The organism is Sorangium sp. So ce367 (assembly GCF_051520455.1).
Taxonomy (GTDB): domain Bacteria; phylum Myxococcota_A; class Polyangia; order Polyangiales; family Polyangiaceae; genus Sorangium; species Sorangium cellulosum_B.
In genome coordinates this window covers 6,682,055-6,700,958 of the sequence record NZ_CP150334.1, presented here as the reverse complement: position 1 = coordinate 6,700,958, position 18,904 = coordinate 6,682,055, and the positions used below count along the sequence as shown (strand labels likewise).

The 18,904-nt window shown below is 71.3% G+C and carries 13 protein-coding genes; 4 read left to right on the top strand and 9 right to left on the bottom strand.

Annotated features, from left to right (window positions below; genetic code table 11):
* Positions 1-407: 407 nt before the first annotated feature.
* Positions 408-944, top strand: a complete 537-nt coding sequence (locus WME97_RS25290) for a hypothetical protein (protein ID WP_437540730.1) — start codon at positions 408-410, stop codon at positions 942-944.
* Positions 945-1,022: 78 nt separating this feature from the next.
* On the opposite strand, the gene WME97_RS25285 is transcribed toward WME97_RS25290, so the two are convergent.
* A complete protein-coding gene (locus WME97_RS25285) occupies positions 1,023-2,054 on the bottom strand; it encodes a tetratricopeptide repeat protein (protein WP_437540728.1) in 1,032 nt (343 codons plus the stop codon).
* Positions 2,055-2,421: 367 nt separating this feature from the next.
* On the opposite strand from WME97_RS25285, the gene WME97_RS25280 reads away from it, so the two are divergent.
* Positions 2,422-3,345: a hypothetical protein gene (locus WME97_RS25280; protein WP_437540726.1), complete on the top strand. Its 924-nt coding sequence runs from the start codon at positions 2,422-2,424 to the stop codon at positions 3,343-3,345.
* Between the two features lie 52 nt (positions 3,346-3,397).
* On the opposite strand, the gene WME97_RS25275 is transcribed toward WME97_RS25280, so the two are convergent.
* The 4 genes from WME97_RS25275 to WME97_RS25260 all read right to left on the bottom strand — a co-directional run bounded on the left by WME97_RS25275 (position 3,398) and on the right by WME97_RS25260 (position 8,773).
* On the bottom strand, positions 3,398-4,579 hold the full coding sequence (locus WME97_RS25275; RefSeq protein ID WP_437540725.1) for a hypothetical protein: 1,182 nt from the start codon (positions 4,577-4,579) through the stop codon (positions 3,398-3,400).
* The gene (locus WME97_RS25270) at positions 4,567-6,102 is read right to left on the bottom strand and encodes a hypothetical protein (protein ID WP_437540723.1); all 1,536 of its coding nucleotides are present in this window, start codon (positions 6,100-6,102) and stop codon (positions 4,567-4,569) included. Before WME97_RS25270 ends, WME97_RS25275 begins: the two co-directional genes overlap by 13 nt.
* A gap of 120 nt (positions 6,103-6,222) precedes the next feature.
* A complete protein-coding gene (locus tag WME97_RS25265) occupies positions 6,223-7,551 on the bottom strand; it encodes a cytochrome P450 (RefSeq protein ID WP_437540721.1) in 1,329 nt (442 codons plus the stop codon).
* Between the two features lie 31 nt (positions 7,552-7,582).
* Positions 7,583-8,773: an STAS domain-containing protein gene (locus WME97_RS25260; RefSeq protein WP_437540719.1), complete on the bottom strand. Its 1,191-nt coding sequence runs from the start codon at positions 8,771-8,773 to the stop codon at positions 7,583-7,585.
* Between the two features lie 546 nt (positions 8,774-9,319).
* Here WME97_RS25260 and WME97_RS25255 point away from each other — a divergent pair.
* Positions 9,320-10,546: a cytochrome P450 gene (locus tag WME97_RS25255; protein WP_437540717.1), complete on the top strand. Its 1,227-nt coding sequence runs from the start codon at positions 9,320-9,322 to the stop codon at positions 10,544-10,546.
* Between the two features lie 95 nt (positions 10,547-10,641).
* Here WME97_RS25255 and WME97_RS25250 read toward each other — a convergent pair whose 3' ends face one another.
* Positions 10,642-11,301, bottom strand: coding sequence for a carbonic anhydrase (locus WME97_RS25250; protein ID WP_437540715.1), 660 nt, complete (start codon positions 11,299-11,301; stop codon positions 10,642-10,644).
* A 91-nt stretch (positions 11,302-11,392) separates the two neighbouring features.
* Entirely contained in the window at positions 11,393-15,349 is a 3,957-nt protein-coding gene (locus WME97_RS25245) for a M36 family metallopeptidase (protein ID WP_437540713.1), read from the bottom strand.
* 668 nt (positions 15,350-16,017) lie between these two features.
* On the opposite strand from WME97_RS25245, the gene WME97_RS25240 reads away from it, so the two are divergent.
* Positions 16,018-16,965: a diacylglycerol/polyprenol kinase family protein gene (locus tag WME97_RS25240; RefSeq protein ID WP_437540711.1), complete on the top strand. Its 948-nt coding sequence runs from the start codon at positions 16,018-16,020 to the stop codon at positions 16,963-16,965.
* Between the two features lie 32 nt (positions 16,966-16,997).
* Here the strand turns inward: WME97_RS25240 and WME97_RS25235 are convergent, their stop codons facing one another.
* The gene (locus WME97_RS25235; protein ID WP_437540709.1) at positions 16,998-17,651 is read right to left on the bottom strand and encodes an HD domain-containing protein; all 654 of its coding nucleotides are present in this window, start codon (positions 17,649-17,651) and stop codon (positions 16,998-17,000) included.
* Positions 17,652-17,708: 57 nt separating this feature from the next.
* Complete coding sequence (locus WME97_RS25230; protein WP_437540707.1) at positions 17,709-18,821, bottom strand: DNA alkylation repair protein; 1,113 nt, start codon at positions 18,819-18,821, stop codon at positions 17,709-17,711.
* Positions 18,822-18,904 lie beyond the last annotated feature (83 nt).

Genomic DNA, 18,904 nt, shown 5'->3' with positions numbered 1-18,904 from the left:
CCGAGGACGGGCGACTCGCGTCGTCGCTCCATGCCAGCAGGGCGCCTCGTCGCGCGTCGCGCCGCGTCTGTCTGCGATGTCACGATCGCGGTGTGACATGTCACGATCGCGGCGTGACATGTCACGGTCGCGGCGTGACATGTCACGGTCGCCCATCGGAGATGGGGTTGGGCTCCGCGCTCCGCTGCGTCAGACGAATGGGCCCGATTCGGCAGGATCGGCCGGCCGCTCGGGCCACGGAGATCCACGTCGAGCGGCTGCAGCGGCGGGGCCGTGCGTTACCGGTCGCTGGCGCACCGGTTGCTGGGGCGGCTCCGAGAGGGGCTCTGCGCCAGGCCCGGCGGCGATCGTCGCCTTGGTCGTTGGGGCCCCGCACGTCTTGTGTGGAGTCCATCGACGGAGGTTTTATGAAACATTCATGTGTGATGGTCGGGACGCTGCTGCTCGCGAGCCTGGGAACCGCGGGCTGCGTGGTGGAGAGCGTCGAGAACGAGGGAGGCGAAGACGCCCTCGGCGAGGCGGAGCAGGCGCTGGCGTCCAGCCCGGCGCTCCGTGACTTCGGGCAAGTTCAGCCGCAGACGACGGCCTGGCGCACGGTCACCGTGGACAGCCAAGGGGTGACCCTCGCAGGTTGCCAGTGCAGCGTCTCGAGCCAGCACTTCGGCGTCTCGAACTGCCCGGTCTCCTTCAAAGGCCAGCGGAACGTCGACGTGTCCTTCACTGCGCCAGGGTCGCCGGGGACCTATACCGCGACGTTCAGCATCACATGCGGAGGGCCGTCCTCGCCCTTTGCCAGCAGCAATCTGAGCGCCGTCGCCCCCATCGGCGTCAACCACAACGGCACGCTCCTCCGGGCCGGCGGCGCGAAGCCGAGGGCCGTGCGCAAGGCCGCGCGGCAGGCGCGGACCACGGGCTCGGCGCCGTCGAGGCGACGCTCGCGGTGAGCCGTCGCGCGGCGCCGAGGGCCAGAGCCAGCGACGCGCCGCGCTTCGATCCGCCGCGACCGCGCGGCGTGGTGCTCGTCAGGCCACGATCGAGCCGGCATGACCCGCCTCCGCCAGGTTCTCCCGGCAGGCCGCGATCGTCGGGTGGCCCGGGCCGAGCGTCGCCATGTAGATGGATAGCGCCCGCTCCAGCAGCCGGCGCGCCGACGCCCGCTTGCCCTGCCGGAGGCGCAGCACACCGAGGTTGTTGAGCGCCATCGCCAGGTCGGGGTGGGTCGGGCCCAGGAGCCCCTCCATCGTCCCGATCGCCTTGCGGAACAGGCGCGCTGCGGCGTCGAGCTCGCCCTCGGCGTAGAGGAGGGCGGCGAGGTTGCTCGTGGTGAACGCGACCTCGTGGTGCGCGGGGCCGTACGCGCGCTCGAAGATGGCGAGCGCTCGCCGGTAAAGCGCCGCCGCCTCGCCGCGCTTGCCCTGCGCGTCGAGGATGGCCGCGAGCGCGGCCGCGTCCTCGGCGACGAGCGGGTGCTCGGGCCCGAGCGCCGCCTCCCGCAGCGCCACGGAGCGGCGCGCGAACGGCTCTCCGCGGGCCGCCCGGCCGCGGGCGTGCTCGAGCCCGCCGAGGTTGTGGAGCAGGGGTGCGAGATCGGGGTGATCCGGCCCGTGCACCCGCTCGAGGACGCGGATCGCCCGGCGGTACAGCCGCGCCCCCTCGGCGAAGCGCGCGCGGTACTTGCAGCTCATCGCCAGCTCGTTGAGGCAGGCGGCGACCTCGAGGTCGCGGGCGCCGAAGGCGGCCTCGGCCAGCCGGAGCGCGTGGCGGGCGCGCGCCGCCGCGTCTGCGTAGCGCCCCTGGAGCCGCGCGGTCGCGGCCAGGGCGAGCCATGCGTGGACGCGGAGCCGCTTGACCTCGCCGCCCCGCCGCGCCCGCGCGAGCACGAGGACGGCGCGGCGCGCGTGCGCCTCGGCGGCGCGAGGGTCGCCGGACGCCGCCGCGATCCGCCAGTGCACGAGCAGCGCGCCGGCTGCCTCCGGGTCGGCGGGCCCGAGCTCCCGCTCGACGAGCGCGAGCGCCTCGCCCGCATCCGAGCGGGCCTCGCCGAGCATGCCCATGGAGAGATGGAGGAGGGCGCGCTCGCGGAGGGCGCGGGCGCCCGCAGCGGCCTGTCCCCGCGCCGGCCGCGCCGCGCGAGGGGCGGACGTGGGGGAGGCGCTCACGAGCTGTCGGCGCCGCCGGTCAGGAGGGCGATCGTGGAGGCTGGCATGGGGCAGGGAGGATCGGCGATCCGGCGAGCGCGCGCCAGGGGGCGGTGAGCGCATGAGGGAGGAGCGGATTGACCACATGGCACGAGATGCGGTTGGCGGCCGCGCGCGGGTAGGCGGACGCCGGCGCGCCTTGACGTCTGGCGAGCGCTCGTGTGCTCTCGTTCTGCTGCTCTTCGCGCGACGCCGAGCGGCTCGACCAGGAAAGGGAGGAATCATGCTCACGCACAGCTACACCTACGAGGCGGCCCTGGCGGATTCACACAAGATCACCTGGCGCGTCGAGGACATCATCGGCGGCGACAAGCAGCTCGACTTCTCGAGGCCCTTCCTGCCGGAGTCGCTCGCGGGCACGGCGTCGATCCGCTGTCTGAGCGCGCGAGAGAAGCTCCTGCTCAACCAGATCCGCGGCAACAGCTATCTTTACCTCTTTGGCTTCGTGGAGGAGTTCATCCTGCCGTTCGTGCTCGATCAGGCGCGCACCGCGGTCCACGGCGCCGACGCGGTCGAGGTGCGTGCGCTCGTCACGTTCGCCGACGAGGAGGCGAAGCACATCCACCTCTTCCGCCGGTTCTCCGCGGAGTTCGCGCGCGGCTTCGGCGCGGAGTGCGGGGCCATCGGCCCCGCGAAGGACGTCGCGGCGGCGATCCTGAAGCACGGCGCGCTCGGCGTCGCGATGGTGACCCTGCACCTCGAGTGGATGACGCAGCGCCACTACCTCGACAGCGTCAAGGAGGGTGACGCCGAGGGCCTCGACCCGCAGTTCTCGAGCCTGCTCCGCCACCACTGGATGGAGGAGGCCCAGCACGCCAAAGTCGACACGCTGCTCGTCGCCAAGCTCGCCCGCGAGGCCGGGCCGGAGGGCATCGCCCGGGCCTTCGACGACTACGTATCCATCGGCACGATGCTCGACGGCGGCCTCGCCGCGCAGGCCAGGCTCGACATCGAGGCCCTGGAGCGCGCCGCCGGCCGCACGCTCGCCGAGGCCGAGAAGGCCGAGATCTTCGAGGCGCAGCAGCGCTCCTACCGCTGGACGTTCCTCGGCTCGGGCATGACCCACCCGAACTTCGTCCGCGCGCTCGGCGAGCTCAGCCCCGCCGGCGCCGAGCGCATCGCCGCCATGGCGAGGGCGCTCTCCTGAGCGCCCCCTGGGCAGCGACGCTCCGCCGGGCGGCGCGCCAGGCGCCGCGGCGTCACTCCGCGAGCGCAGCGTCGCCCAGCGTGTTCACGTAGCCCGACTCGATGATCCTCTTGAGGAGCATCAGGAACACGCCCGCGTCGCGCCAGCACTCCGCCGGCAAGCTCGCCACGCCGCCGCGCACGACGTCGACGAATCGCTCGACGACGCGGCCATCCCCGGCGCTGTCGTCGGCGGCGAGGTCGCGCAGCGTCGCCGCGACGACGTCCTCGTCATCGACGCCGACGAACCGCAGGGTGGCCTCGACGAGCCTCCGGTTCGGATGGTTGAAGAGGTTGAGATCGAACCGGCCCCGGGGGCCCGAGCGCCGATCGACGTCCTGATCTCCCACGTCGTCGAAGATGCGCGAAGCCGCGTCGGCGAACCGCTCGCACAGGCGCCTGATCGCCGGGGCGGCCAGCACCTGTCCTATCGTGGGGAGCTCGGGGCTCGCGCTCCGGTAGAGGCTGTAGACGACGGCGACCGTCCCGGCCGTCTGAATGCTCCCGATCGCATGCGCGACGAAATCGTCGGCGTGGTCGTCCCAGAACGCACCCTCTTCGCGCTCGAGATAACGCAGGCTGAGCTGCCGCATGGCGGAACCATGGCTCAGGAAGCCGGCGACAGGCGACTCGATGAGCGCGCCCGCGTCCTCGGGAGAGCTCAGGCGACGCAGCAGGCGCGCCACCTCCGCGAGAGGTCGAGCGCGCGCCGCGACGAGGGCAGGATCGGGGCGCGGCGCCCTGGCCGCGTCGAGCTCGCTCCGGAGGACGGCGGACGCCAGCTGCTCCGCGTCGTTCGCCGCGGGAACGTGCAGGCGCGGCGCGTGAACCTCGATGAACCGGTGCGTCGCGGCCACCATCGCCAGGTCCCCGTCATCCATCAGGCCATCGAACAGGAACAGGAGCCCAAATACGATGGAGACCTCGGCGAGGCGCTCGACCTCCTCGATTTCGATCGCGATGGCGGCGCAGAACGCGGTCGCCTTGGGGCCGATCTGGCGCACGACGCGCTCGACGTGCTCCGGATCGAGGTCGGGTAAGGCGCCCTGGACGATCGGGCGGAACCTCTCGAGAAACCTCGCGTGGACGGCGCGCATCCTCTCGGAGAGCGCGCGACGGCCGACGGCGGTCGGGTAGGAATCGCCGAAGACGTGGCTCTGCCACGTCCTTTCCATCAGATCGTCTAGCTTTCCCATGACGGTTGCGACACGAGCAGCGCGCCGAGGACCCACGCGCGGTCCACCCGCGCAGGGCAATACAGCTCCTTGCCGATCCAGCGGAGATCTTCCTGGCCGGCGCCGACGTCATGGTTCGACATCAGCCAGTCGCGCCCCCGTCGCCAGGCGCCCCGCGCCATCGATTCGAGCTCGCGGTTCCTTCGGGCGGCGCGGAGCGCGAGCACGGCGTAGGCCGTCTCTGCCGCGGTGGGCGCGCCGCCGGCTCCCCAGCCGCCGTCGCCGCGCTGGGCGCGCAGCAGCGCCTCCACGCCGCGCTTCACGGCGGGCAGCTGCCCCTCGTGCGAGAGGGCCAGGATGACCTGGCTTGTCGTGTAAAGCCACGAGCTGTGCCACTTGTCGCCGACCCACCGCCCGTCCGGCTGCTGACGCTCGAGGAGGTACCGCGCCGGCTCCGACGCCTTCTCCCCGCGGGACGCGAGGGCGTGCATCGCGTGGGCATTGGTCGTGAGCGAGGGTTGCAGCTCGTTCGCGTACGTGATGAACATCCCGCCTCGCTCGAAGCGCCGCAGCGTCTCGATGGCGCGGGGCGCGGCGAGCTCTCCCAAGGTGGCGATGACCGTCGAGGTGATGTCGCCGTCCTGCGTGAACGCGTCGCTCATGCCGATGCCCTCGGGGCGAAGCGCGGCGCCGAGGTCGAGCAGCTGCGGCCGCGCCACGTCGCCGAGCCGGGGATGGTCGAGGAGATCGAAGGCCCGCAGCGCATACAGGACCCAGGTCTGCTCGAATCGGCGGATGGGCCACACCGTCGGGACGACGCCGGGGATCCCGACCTCGGTCGCGTCGCTCGCTCGAAGCAGGTACTCGCGCGCCGCCGCTCGTGCGCCCGCGAGGCCGGCCTTGTCCCGGGATGCGTGAAGCCAGGCGGCCGTGGCCGCGGGGCTGTGCCCGACGCCGCCGCTCACGTCGAGGAGGTCGGGCGAGGGGCCGCTCCCCCAGCCCTCCCACGAGTGCGAAGCCGCGCTGCCGGCCGCGGGCCGGGCCTTGCCGATCAGGGCCCGGCGCCGCTCGCCGAGCGCAATGAGCGCCCTGTACGGGCCCCAATCGACGCCGAGGCCGAGCGAGGAGGCCCGGTCGAGGAGCCTGGGCATGAGCAGCTCCAGCCCGACAGGGATGTCGTCCGGCAAGGACGTCCCCCAATGCGCTGCCTGGTTGCGCAGGAACGCAAGGCCCCCCTCGCAGGCGCGGCGCACCTGCGGCATGAGCTCGCGGCAGGGATGGAGGGCCACGAGCGACGCCAGCGTCGGGAGATCGCGCGCGCGCGGCACCGATGACAGCCCCCAGCCCCCATCCGACCGCTGCTGATCCAGGAGCCATGGGATGAGGCTCGCCCTGGCATCGGGAAAGACATCGAACATCAGCACGGTGGCGGTGTCGTACACCGACGGGCTGACGAGACCTCCGCCACGCCCGAGCTTCGCCACGAGCTCGCGAAGAACGGCCAGAGCGCGATCGGAAGGACTCGAATGCGGCGAGGTGTTCATGTGCTGATCCACCCGGTGAGGGCCGGCTGCCGCCGGCGACGGTGTTGATGGTGAGCAGCGTCATCCCGTCGGAGATCGCGGCCAATGGCTGGATGCAATGGGCGCTCGATCTTTGCCCGTTCAGCACCGACGAAAGGCGACCCGTGTCGCGGCCGTCGGATGCCCGGTCGGGAAGTACACGTGCTTCGGTGAAGCGCCCTCCAAGTGTGGAACGAGCCCGGCGCGGCGCAACGCCCGGACGAGGAGGAACTGAAGCTGGAGCGCCTCGATGCAAGCCACGTTGTATCCAAGACAGAAGTGCGGCCCCCCGCCGAACGAGGCCAGCTCCAGCGGACCCGGCGGGCTCGAGCGATCTCTCCAGCGGTTCAGATCGAAGCGATCGGGGTCCGGGAACAGCGATGAATCATAACCGAATTGCGCGGGGCTGAGGGCCAGCGGCGTATTTCGAGGGATGCGCTTACCGTTCAGCGTGATCGTCTCGGTGACCGTCCGGAAGATGGACCAGACCGGCGTGTACATCCGCAGGACTTCCCGGAAGATGGCGTTGGCGACGGGGAGCCGGTCCGCCGCTCTCGCGGACATGGGCACGGACGCGTCCGGCGCGGCCGCGTGCTCGTCGCAGAGCGCGCTCCACACCTCGCTCCGGCGCGACAGGACGATGACGATCCAGGCCAGGATGGAGGCGCTGGTCTCGTGCCCGGCGAGCAATATCGCGCGAAGGTTGTCGACGATGTCTTGGTCCGACAGGGGCACGCCCTCGTCGTCGCGAGCCTTCGAGAGCCTCTCGACGAGGGAACCCGCGGCGCCGCCCCCGCGAGCGAGCGCAAGGAGCTTCCGCAGGCGGTCGTCTATCCAGGCGCGCGCACGATCCGAGCGGTACGCGGGCATGCCTGGCAGACGACCCGGGATCGGGTAAACACCCAGGAACAGCTCGCGATAGGCCCGGCTCCAGGCGCGCACATCCTCTGTCGGGACCCCGCAGATTCGAAAGATGATCTCGAGGGTCAGATCCCGCATGGCGGGATGGACCGCGAAGCTCTCTTGCTGGAGCCAGGCATCGATCTTCGCGGCGAACGTGGAGGCGATGGTGGCGGAGGCCTCCTTGGCGAACCCCTGCGGGGAGAACGAGGGGTTGATGGCCGAGCGCATGTGCCGGTGCGGCGGCCCGTCCTGCCCAGCCATCGAGCGGCCCACGATCCCCTTCAGGTGCTCCGGATGGTCCATGACCACCTCGGGCGCGCGCAGGAGATCGATGGCGTCGGCGCCGACATAGAAGAGCCGGCGTTGCGCGAACCCGAGGTTGACCCAGAAGAGCGGACCCAGCGCGCTCCTGCTGCGGCGCAGCAGGCCGACGGCGTCCCGGTGGAGGACGGGCAGGTGACCGATCACCGGCAGCTCTCCGGCCGCGGTGGGGAAGCTGTCTCGGTCGGTTCGACCCAGGGAGAGCATGGCGCGCAAGCAGGAGGGGAGGGGCCGCGGCTCAGCGGCCCGCAGCGCCGTTCGTCGCCGACGCGGACGCGAGCTGGCGCATCTGGTTGATGCAGAACATGATTCCAGCCCGCAGGTTCGACCGCGTGACCATGCTGTTCAGATCGAGGCCCAGCTCGACGATCGTCTGCGCGACCGACGGCCTGATGCCGCAGATGATCCCGTCCGCGCCGAGGAGCCGGATGGCGTTCACGAGCTTGAGCAGGTGATTCGCCACCTGCGTGTCCACCATCTCGACGCCCGTGAGATCCAGGATGGCATACCGCGCGCTGGTGCGGACGATCTCGTCGAGCAAGTTCTGCATGACGTCGGCGGTCCTCGCGCTGTCGACGACGCCGACCATGGGCAGCGCGACCACCCCGTCCCAGACCTGGATGATGGGCGTCGAGAGCTTGCCGATGACCTCCTGCTGCTTCTGGATCTGCAACAGCCGTAGTCGGAGCTCCTCTTCGGCTCTCTTCGCCTCCGAGACATCGAGCGAGAGCCCGATCACGGACTCGACGTTTCCGAGCGGACTCTGGATCGGCACCATCCAGTTCTCCCAGAACGAGTTGTTGCCGGGGACGTGGCTCATGGAATGGGAGGGAGACCCGCGGAGCGCCCTCCTCACGTTCTCCGTGCCTTCGGGAGCGTTGGCAAAGACGTCGAAGAGGTTCGTCCCGACGAGCTGCCCCCGCTTGAGGCCGAGCCCCGCCAGGCCCTTCCCGTCGTGGCGGGTGATGACGCCCGCCGCGTCGCATGACCAGACGATGACAGGGAGGTTGTCGGAGAGGGCGCGGAGCATGTCCGCGTCCTCTCCCTTCCCGGGCTCGGCTGCGGGGTGATCGTCGGCGCCGGACGTCGCGTGCAGCGAGCCGTAGACCGCCTGGCCGTGCGGCGCTCTGCGCAGCACGCAGGAGAAGGACGCATACACGTTCCCCGCCGTCATCACCCGCCCGCGGAGCTCCACGGACCCGGTCGCCTCCAGAAGCCCGGACCACTTCGCCCGGGCCGCCTCCCGGTCGTCGTCGTGGAAGAGCTGGAAGAACGCCGTCCCCGGCGTGGCCGCGTGCCCGACCGTGTGGCCGAAGGACTCGCTCCAGTGCGACAGCGTGCCGTCGACATTCGCTACGAACAGCGCCTCGGGGGAGTAGAGATAGGCTGCCTCCCACGTGTCGCGTGTACTCGTGTAATGCTGTGTCATGACGAATGTTGCCCTCCCCCAAGCCCGATTCAGGCCTCCTACCTGTGCTCACCTCGTTCGTAGGGGCCGTGGATCGCGCATGATTTTGACCAAGAATCGGCGTCAGCAGACTCACCCCTCTCAGGACCCGCGAGCGCGATGACGAGCGCTCGGAGATGTGCAAACGCTTCGATCCCAGCGAGGGTTCCAGCTTGCATTGGGAGATTACAAGCCGCACATCTCCGGCTGAGGCCGGGTAGATCCGGAACTCGCGCTAAGGCCATTCCCGATGTGTGTTCGTGATCGGCGTCCAGGATGCTGTTCAATCCGTTCGGCCCGGAAGCGCTCGCGAGGCGAGGGGGATTCAGACGAGATCATGACGGTGCCTCACGACGGTGCCTCACGACGGTGCCTCACGACGGTGCCTCACGTCGATGATCGAGCGGACGCCGCCCGGAGTTTCATGGGATCACCTATGCTGTCGTTTCGCCAGGGGAAAGGACTTGACTTCCACGAACCGCTTGGATGTGCTGTCCGGAAGTGCGGCTCCGCCGCTGTGAGCTTGACATGGAAACCGAGACCGCCCCGAGCCCCTCGCCCGAGCCGATCGATCTCTCCGCGCCTTCGGTGATAGCCGATCCTTACCCCGCGTACCACGCGCTGCGCGGGCGATCTCCGGTGCTCTATGCGCGCGTGCCCGCGGGCGGCGCGGCGGGCCTCGACGAGCCAATCCATGCCTACGCGCTCCTGCGCCACGCGGAGGTGCTCGCCGCGCTGCGGGATCCCCAGACGTTCTCGTCGAACGTCACGGACAAGATCCGTGTCCTGCCGCGGATCACGCTGCTGCACGACGATCCGCCCCGGCACACCCACCTCCGCAGGCTCGTCAGCCGATCGTTCACGCCGCGGCGCATCGCTGAGCTCGAGCCGTGGATTGGCCGCCTCGCCGCCTCGCTGCTCGAAGCGACGGGCGACGGGCCGTCAGACCTCATGGGCACCTACGCGATGCCCCTGCCGATGATGGTGATCGCCACCCTGCTCGGTATCCCGGCGGAGCGCTATGTGCAATTTCGGAGCTGGTCCGAGTCCGTGATGTCCTACAGCGGTATACCGGCGGAGGAGCGCGCGAGCCGCGGTAAGGCGATGGTCGACTTCTTCGCGGCGGAGCTCGAGGTGCGACGGCGCGCGCCGTCAGGCGATCTCATCTCGGCGCTCGTGGAGGCCGAGATCGACGGCGCGCGCCTCGACACGCCCGAGGCGGTCGGCTTCTGCGTCGGCCTGCTCGTCGCCGGCAACGACACGACGACGAACCTCATCGGCAACATGGCGCACCTCCTGTCCGAGCGGCCCGAGCTCTACCGGCGCGCGCAGCAGGACCGGCGTCTCGTGGAGCCGATCATCGAGGAGACGCTGCGCCACTCGAGCCCGGTGCAGCGCCTCCTGCGCGTCGCCACGCGGCCGGTGGACGTGAGCGGCGTGACGATACCGGCCGGACACCTTGTCGACGTCGTGTTCGGCGCGGCGAACCGGGATCCGGCCGTCTTCGAGGCGCCGGACGCGTTCCGGCTCGACCGGCCTCCGGTGGAGCACATCGCGTTCGGGCAGGGGACCCATTTCTGCATGGGCGCGGCGCTGGCGCGGATGGAGGCGCGGATCGCCCTGAACGCGCTCCTCGACTGCTATGAGTCCATCACGCCCGGCGAGGCGCCTCCGCTGCGGCAGACGCGGGCGATCATGCCGCTCGGGTTCGAGTCGCTCCCGCTCGTCTTGCGCCGGAGCCGCGCCAAACCCTGATCTCGGATCGCTTGCTCCGCAGCGGCCTTATCAGGTGATCTCGTCTCATGCGTCGAGTCGCCGACTGGCGTGCAGCGACGAGGCGCGCCGGCTCGTCACGGGCGCGGGAGGAACGTCACCTTGCCGGTCTCGAGGGCGTACTCGGCGCCCACGATCAGCATGCCTTCCTCGGTGCACAGCCGCTCGAGAAGCCGGCTGCCGTGCCGGAGGTGATCGCACGAGTTGCGCACGTTGGCGCGGACCGCCTCGCGCAGGAGAAAGCTCCTGTCGGCGTGGCGGCCGGCGGCGCTCACCACCGTCTCGACGGGAGCTCGGCAGCGCTCGACGATATCGCGGATGTTGTCGGTGAGGGGGCCGCCGTTGTCCTCGTGGAGCAGCTCGCTCAGCGTGGCGTCGATGGCGCCGCAACGCGAGTGGCCCATCACCACGGCAAGGCGGGTCCCGAAGGCGGCGGCGGCGAACTCCACGCTGCCCACGAGCGAGGGCGCCACCACGTTGCCCGCGACCCGGATGACGAACAGGTCCCCGAGCCCCTGGTCGAAGATGAGCTCCGACGGCGCCCGCGAGTCCGAGCAGCTGAGGATGATGGCGAAGGGCTGCTGCCCCTCCACGAGGGCGGCCCGCGCCCGCTGTCCCATCATGACGTGCTCGCCGCGGACGTTGTCCACGAAGCGCCGGTTGCCCTCGATCAGGCGTTCCAGCGCCTGATCGGCCGTCACGACGGGAGAGGCGGGCGGAGCGTTGCTGAGTCCCATGCTGATCGGCCACCGTGGGGGACCGGGCCGCGGGCGTCAATGGGTGAAACTTCCGCCTCACATGTTAGCCGCCGGGCTCATGGCTCATCGCTCACGCGGCGCCACCGCCGCGCCGCCGCCTCGCAAACGCCGCGAGCGCCGCGGCGGCCCCGAGCGCGGCCAGCGGCCCGGGCGGCGCGCCCCCCGGGATCGCGCACCCGCAGCCTTCGCCTTCAGCTTCCGGCTCCTTCGCCAGATCGACCACCACGCTGACCTGGTCGGTCGCCTCCAGGATGCCGTCGCTGACCGTCACCTCGAACGCCAGGGCCGTCGTCGCGGCGACCTCGGGCGCCACGAAGGTCGCCCGCGCGCCCTCGCCGGTCAGCTCGACCGCGGGCCCCGCCGTCTGCACCCAGGAGAACGTCAGCGTGTCCTCCTCGGGGTCCGAGCTCCCCGAGGCGTCGAGCGTCACGAGCTCGCCGATCGCGACCGCCTGGTCCGCCCCCGCGTCGGCCACGGGCCCGCCCTGGCAGGAGGCGGTGTCCTCGACCACCGTCGCGAACGGCTTGTTCTTCAGGCCCGCAAACCCGATGTCATCGAGCTCCCAGCCGGCGTCGCCCGCGGCCGCGTCCGTGCCGACGCGGAACCGCACCTGCACCGTCTTCCCGGCGAACGCGGTCCCCAGGTCGATCGCCACGTGGTCGACCTCGGGCCACGAGGGGCTCTGGCCGACGAAGGCCCTCCGCCTGCCCAGCGGATTGCCCGACTCGACGGTGACCCTCCCGGTGTAGCCGGGCTGCGCGCGACTCCCGATGTCCCGCCATGTCGCGCCGCCGTCGGCGCTGATCTCGACCACCGCGCCATCCCAGAACGTCTCGTCGCTCGTCTCGAACCGGTGCCGGTGCGCGAACGTCAGCACGAAGCGCTCGGACTCGCTGACCTCCAGGGCCGGCGACACAAGCGCCGTGTCGGACACGCTCCCGAGGTTGACGCCGCGCCACACGCGGTTCGGCGCGGTCCCCTCGGCGCGCGACCAGACGAGCTCGCTGGAGAGCCCCTCGACGCGCCAGGTCGTGCGCTGCGCCTCCACGTCGTCGACCGCCGAGGACGCCGGCAGCTCGTCGAAGTTCACGCGGCGCACCAGGGCCTCGACCCGCACCGGCGTGCACGCCGCGGCGCTTTTCAGCGTCAGGCTGAGCTCGAGGTCCTCGGCGGGCGCCACGGTCCGGTCGAGCTTCACCGCCACGGTCGCGATCCCGGTCGCGAACGGCGCGATGTCACCGAACGACGCGCGCGCGCCGTCCGGGAACGTCACCCCGGCGGAGGGCGCCTCGATGGACGCCACCGCCCCGGTCAGGGGCGCCGCGCCGCGATTGACGATCTCGATCGCGATCGTGCCGGACTCCTCCGCGTCGAGCAGCCCGTCGCGGTCGCAGGAGCCGGCGCTGTCATCGATCTCCGCCCGGACCAGCGAGATCTCGGGCTGGACGCCGAAGCTCTCCACGACGCCGGAGAAATCGTGCGAGTCCGCGCGCGGGGACACGGCGCACGTGCCGGCGCCGCGCCGGGCGAACGCCTCCGCCAGCGCGAGGAAGTCGCCCTGATCGCTGGCGAGCGCGGCGGCGAGGAGGGCGTCGCGCTGCTCGGTGTACGTCGGGCTCACCGGCGCGAGCTGCATGCCGGCCACCACGTAATCGCTCATCCGCCGCCGGGTCTGCTCGAACGCGCGCGGCGGGGTCAGGCCGCTGCCGTGCCGGATCAGCCCGACGTAGGCCTCGAACAGCATGCTCGCCCAGACCTCTCCCGCGTTGTGCTCCTCGGAGTTGTCGGAGAACGAGGAGCTGAGCGGGTGGTCGGGGAGGCGGGCGCCCTCCGAGATGTGCTTGAACGTCAGCCCGTTCCTTGTGAAGTCGACGGAGTAGGGGGCGCGGCGGATGCCGAAGTAGCTGTCGCCGAGCGCCGCGCTCCCGTAGCTCGAGAGCGGGAAGACGCCGTCGAGGTCGTCGCCGTCGCGCAGCGCCATGTGCAGGGCGATGAAGTCGCCCCACCCCTCGCTCTGCGCGCCGCACATCTTCGTGCCGCACGCGACCTGACGGAGGTGGATGTAATGGCCCCACTCGTGCGCCACGATGGTGTTGTCGATCGTGCCGTCGCGCTCGACGCCGGGCTCGCGAGTCATGGTGACCGTGAGCGGCGCGTCCGCGGCGGCGAGCGCCGCCTTGAGCGCGCTGCCGTCCTCCTGCGAGACGCTCTGGGCGGGGGTCGTCACCTCGGGGGCCTCGCCGGACAGCCGCGGGGCCCCGTCGCTCTCCCGGTTGTTGGCGATGATCACGCCGATGGCGCCCGCCGCCTGCGCGCTCTGCGCCTTCTCGGCGAAGGTGCACCCGCCCCGGTCGACGAGGGCGATCTTGCCGGCCACGTCGCTCGTGATCGGCCCGCACCCGTCGCCGCGGGGCTCGGCGCCGTCCTGGGCGAGGGCGAGCTCGCCGGTGACCTCGTAGCGCCGGGGCCCGAACAGGGCGGTGTTCGACGCGTAGCTGGCGTTCTGCGGCGTGACGCTCAGCGAGCGCTGATCCGGCCCGGACCACAGGTACATCTGCATCCGGGGCGACGCGCCGTCGTACGTCGCGTCCATGTTCGCGTTGTCGCGGCTGCCGCCGGTCGCGTCGTCCTGCGCCTCCGCGAGGAGCGGATCGCCGTCGAGGCCGCCCCGGCCGAGGTTGTCGCGCTGGGCGTTGCCCGCGGCCTCGGTGAAGCCGGAGTCGTAGTACCAGTCATGGAGCCAGTTCGTGACGTAGAAGATCTGGGTGACGGCCGCCATGGTCTGCCCGGGCGTGGCGAGCGGATCGGCGAGCGGGTCATAGAGGTGATCGAACGAGCCCGGCCCCGAGAGCGCCGCGCGGATATCGCCGCTGGAGAACCCGTCGGGCGCGTTGTGGTCCGCGTAGGCGTCGACGTTGTTGCCGCGGGTCGAGGTCGCGTCGGCCGGCAGCCACGGATCGGCCCCGCCGTCGAGGTTCGTGTTGAAGCCATCGATGGAGATGAGGCTCGGCGCGACGAACCGAGGGACCTGGCCGTCGGGCCGCCCGGTCGGGTGCGGCGAGAGATCCGCGAGGGGGCCGTCGAGCGGCGTGTGATCGCCCCCTTCCTCCGCCCAGACCCGGTAGTCGAACGCGGCGTGGGAGAGGTTCTCCCGGGAGAGCATCTGCCCGTCGCTGGCCCCGAACACCCAGGCGTACGCCGCGGAGCTCGTGCCGCCGGCGTCGCCCGAGACGAGCTCGACGAAGTAGCCGGCGACGAGCCGGTCGGGCAGGGGAAAGAGCACCTTCCTGACCCGCGCCGGCTGCGTGAAGCGCAGGCTCCCGGCGCGCTGGCGCGCGTGATCGGTGTCCGCGATGTCGAAGAGCCGATACCCGCCCTTCGCCTCGCCGAGCTCGCGGAGGTCGGCCGTCTTGATGTCGATGCGGTGCGCGTCGCGCAGGGCGCGGACGACCGCCTGCGCCGGCGAGCCGGAGAACGCCCGGCCGCGGAGCGCGCCGGCCGCCGGCGAGGCGGCGCCGGGCGGCAGGGGGACGGCCGACGCGTGGAGGTTGCCCGCGAGGGCGACGAGCCCGAGGTCGCGCTTCATGAGCACCTTGAGCCCGCTCCGGAAGACCGGGATCCCGTCGACGTCCTGGCCCAGCGTCACGACGATGCCGCCGCGCCCGGTGTCGTGGACGTGGCGCACCACGGCCGTATCGAGCGCGGCCTGCGGAAGACCGTAGAGGCGCGCGTACCGCTGCACGTACCACCGGGCCGCGGCCTCGGGCGTCGGGTGGGTCGCGGCCGGCGGGCGGTGGCCCGGGGACGTCGCCCACACGAAGGTGGGCACCCCGCGCTGCGGATCGGTCGACGCCACGACGGCGCGCGTCGTCGACGCGCGCTCGTCGACGTCGATGACGCGCGCGCGGACGGGCGGCGCGGGTGGGGCCTTGAAGTATGCGTCGTAGTTCGGGCGCTCCCGCGCATGGGCGATGGGGCCTGCGAGCAGCGCGAGCGATAGCGCGGTGTACCGAACTGAGACCTTCATATTCATCGATTCTCCGACTCCGAGGGGACGACGCATGACCGGCTGCGTGCGGGTAGGTCGCGCGCTGCCTCCCCGGGCGCCTCGCGCCCACCCGTCGAATCCGCGGCGCGAGGCAACCTAGCCCCAGCGTGCGCGCAGGGAAAGCGCGACGGCTCTCGCCCTGTCCGGCGTCGTAAGGCGCCTCTCATGCGATTTCGTCCGGGCGCTCCGCAGAGCGCGAGTCACGCGGCGCCGACACCAGAATGGAATAGAGAAGCAATCCTTGCTGGCGCATTGCATGAATCCATGAATTGCCGTGTCATGCGTCCTCGCGAGGCGAGCCGAGCGGTTCCCTCGGTCGCCGCGGGGTGGGCAGGAGGGTGGTTGTCGCGCCCGCGATCGGCTCCAGGACCTGGACGGCGTCGGGTCGGCTCGCGCGGCGCGTCGTGCAGGGCCGGCTCGTGGGGTGTGGACTCGCGCAGTGCGTCGTGCGGCGCCGGCTCGTGGGGTGCGGACTCGCGCGGTGCGTCGTGCAGCGCCGGCTCGTGGGGTGCGAGCTCGTGTGGTGCGGACTCATGCAGGGCTGGCGCCGCGAGCCAGCTCACGCGCGGGGTGCCGGTATGACGAAGCGCTGACATGGCGCCCGACCCCCGGGGATTATCTTCGCAAAACCCAACGTGATTCACGCCTTGCACATCGAGACCAAGCTCGTCTCCGAAGAGCTCTGCGTACTGTTGCGTCAGGTCGATCCCGCGGTCTTCGTCTTCCATGACGAACCCGAGGTTCGCGCCCGGGTCGAGCGGGTAGCGTCGCGGCTCCGCGAGCTCGTCGTGGCGGCCGAGCGCGACGATGCCGGGGGCAGGATCGAGCGGCTCCGCGAGCGGCTCCGCGTGCTGCTCGCGGCGGTCGAGCGGGCGACCCCGACCGGAACACCCTCGCCCAAGGCGGCGTGGATTGCGTTCCAGCGAGAGGTGCAGCCTGCCTACGAGTCGCTGCTGCTGACGCTGCGCGGCGTGGTCGCCGCGCCGCCGAGCGTCAGGCCGACGAACCATGTGCGCAGCCTGTGGCACGTGGGCATGGGGCTCCTGGTGCTCGGGCTGATCCAGCTCCTGCCGGAGCGCGTCTGGCTCGTGGCCGCGAGCGGCGCGTTCGTGGTGGCGGTGTGGTCGATGGAGATCGCCCGCCGGGTCAGCGAGCGGGTCAATGAGCGGCTGATGGGGGTCTTCCGGCTCGTGGCGCACCCGCATGAGCGCTACCGGGTGAACTCGTCGACCTGGTACGTGACAGCGCTCTTCTTGCTGGCGCTGTTCGGGACGCGGCTGAGCCAGTCGCTCGCCGTGGTGGTGCTGGCGGTGGCCGACCCGGCGGCGGCCCTCATCGGCCGCCGCTTCGGCCGCACGCGGCTGCGCGACGGCCGCTCGCTGGAGGGCACGCTCGCCTTCTTCGCGGCGGGCGCGCTGAGCGCCCTCGCCGTGATGTGGGCGCTCGGCCCGGCGTCGCTCTCCTCGCGGCTCCTCCTGGCCGCCGTCGCGGGCCTGGCCGGGGCGGCGACCGAGCTGTTCTCCACGCGGATGGACGACAACTTCACGATCCCGGTCGCCGTGGCGGCCGCGGTGACGGTCGCCGGCGCGGTCTGACGTCAACTGACGTCAGTTGGCGTCAACTGACGTCAGCTCACGTCAGGCCCCATCTCGCCGCCGATCTCCAGCGCGAGGCGAGCGAGGTACTGTCTCATGAACTCCGCGCGTCGCGCGCCCTCGCGGCGCCCTGCGGCCGTCGTGAGGCTCTCGGCGGTCTTGAACAGCTTCACGTGGAAGTGGTCGATCGCGTTCACCCGGTCGTCCCACGGCCTCCGCTCGGCGAACGGATCCCCGGGATCGTAGAACCGCACGCCGAGCAGGCCGCCCACGGCGAAGCAGCGGGCGATCCCGATCGCCCCCAGGCCGTCGAGGCGGTCGGCGTCCTGGACCACCCTGGCCTCGAGGGTCGTCGGCTCGATCCCCGCGCTGTAGCTGTGGCTCTCGATGGCGTGGGCGATGTCGGGGAGGAACGCCTCGGGGTACTCCACGCTCCGCAGGAACCGCAGCGCCTCCTCCGCGGAGAGCCGCGACGCCTGGGAGCGTCTGGGGTCGTTCTTGGGGACGTTGACGAGATCGTGCAGCCACGCCGCGGGGACGACGATCTCGAGCCTTGCCCCTTCGTCCGCCGCGAGCGCCTTGGCCGTGGCGACCACCCTCGCGAAGTGCGCCAGATCATGGGCCGGATCCTTGCCGAGGTCGGTCTCCTCGAGCTTCTTTGCGAAGAGCGCTTCCCAGTCCTTCATCTCCCGCCTCATAGACGCGGACCCCGACCCGCGCAACGGCTCTGCGCGGCGCCCGAGTCACCGGCACACCTCGAATTGCCCGAGGGGGTGCGCCACGCCGTTGACCATCACATCGATGCTGTGGCGACCAGGATAGTGACGGCGGGTCGTCATCTCCTCGAAGGAGACCTTGCCGGTGATCTCGGCTCGACCCGACGGCGGCAAGACGAGCTTCCGCAGCTTGAAGACCTTTGGCCGCGTCGCGCCGTTCGCCTTCACGAAGTGCACGGCGCAGTCGACGATCAGCTCCTGGTCGCGCGGGGCCGTCGACGCGAGCTCGAACGAGAAGCGTAGCTCGCCGCCGAGCTTCACCGAGCGCGGGGACAGCGCCGCCGAGGCGATCGCGACGCTCGGCGCCGCGCCGAAGCCGAGCGCGTCGAGCGCGCCGCGATCACCCTTCTTGACGAGCGAGCGCAGCGCGTGGCGCACGATCCATTGCCGCCCGGGCGGCGCGCCGTCGAGCCAGCGCCGGCAGAGGCTCGCCGCGATGTCCGGGTGGTCCTTGCCGATGTCATTGATGTTGTTGGCGACGGAGCGCTGCACGTAGCGCTCCGGATCGTCCTTCAGGATCTCGAGCAGCTCGATGACCGGCCCCGGATCCTGCTGGAAAGCGCGGAGCCGCGGGGCCCACGGCAGCCGCGGGCGCGTCCCCTCGGAGACGAGCCGGCGCACATGGACGTTCGGGTCCACGGCCCACGTGCGGAGCCGGCGGAGCGTCGCGTCGGGGTACCTCGTCAGGAACGCGCGGATGCTGAACTCGGCGGAGAACCGCTTCGTCAGCTCGACTTGCGCGGTCATCGCGTCCTCGAAGTGATCGAGGCCGCGCTTCGCCACATAGAACACGTGCGGCATGTACTGCAGCGGCGCGAGGCCGAACACGTCGCTCCGATCGAGCTCGGGCCCGAGGGAGGCGACGATCACCCGAGCTGCCTCCGGAAAGGGCTGCGGAAGATGGTGGTGCATCACGTCCGCGATGTGGGAGGCGCGGCCCGTCAGCTCGAGATCGGAGAGGCCGGCCAGGCAGTCGCGGGTGAAGCCGCGCTCGTCGAGGCCAGGGTGCGCCGAGCGGAGGTTGCGGGCGATCGAGCGGACGCACCGCTCGTCGAAGAGGTCCTTCAGCCGGTCAGCCATGGGCATCGGTCGGTGCGAGGACGACGAGGCCGATTGGCCAGGTTCTCGTCAGGTTGGACATGGGCGTTGACTAGCGTGAGACC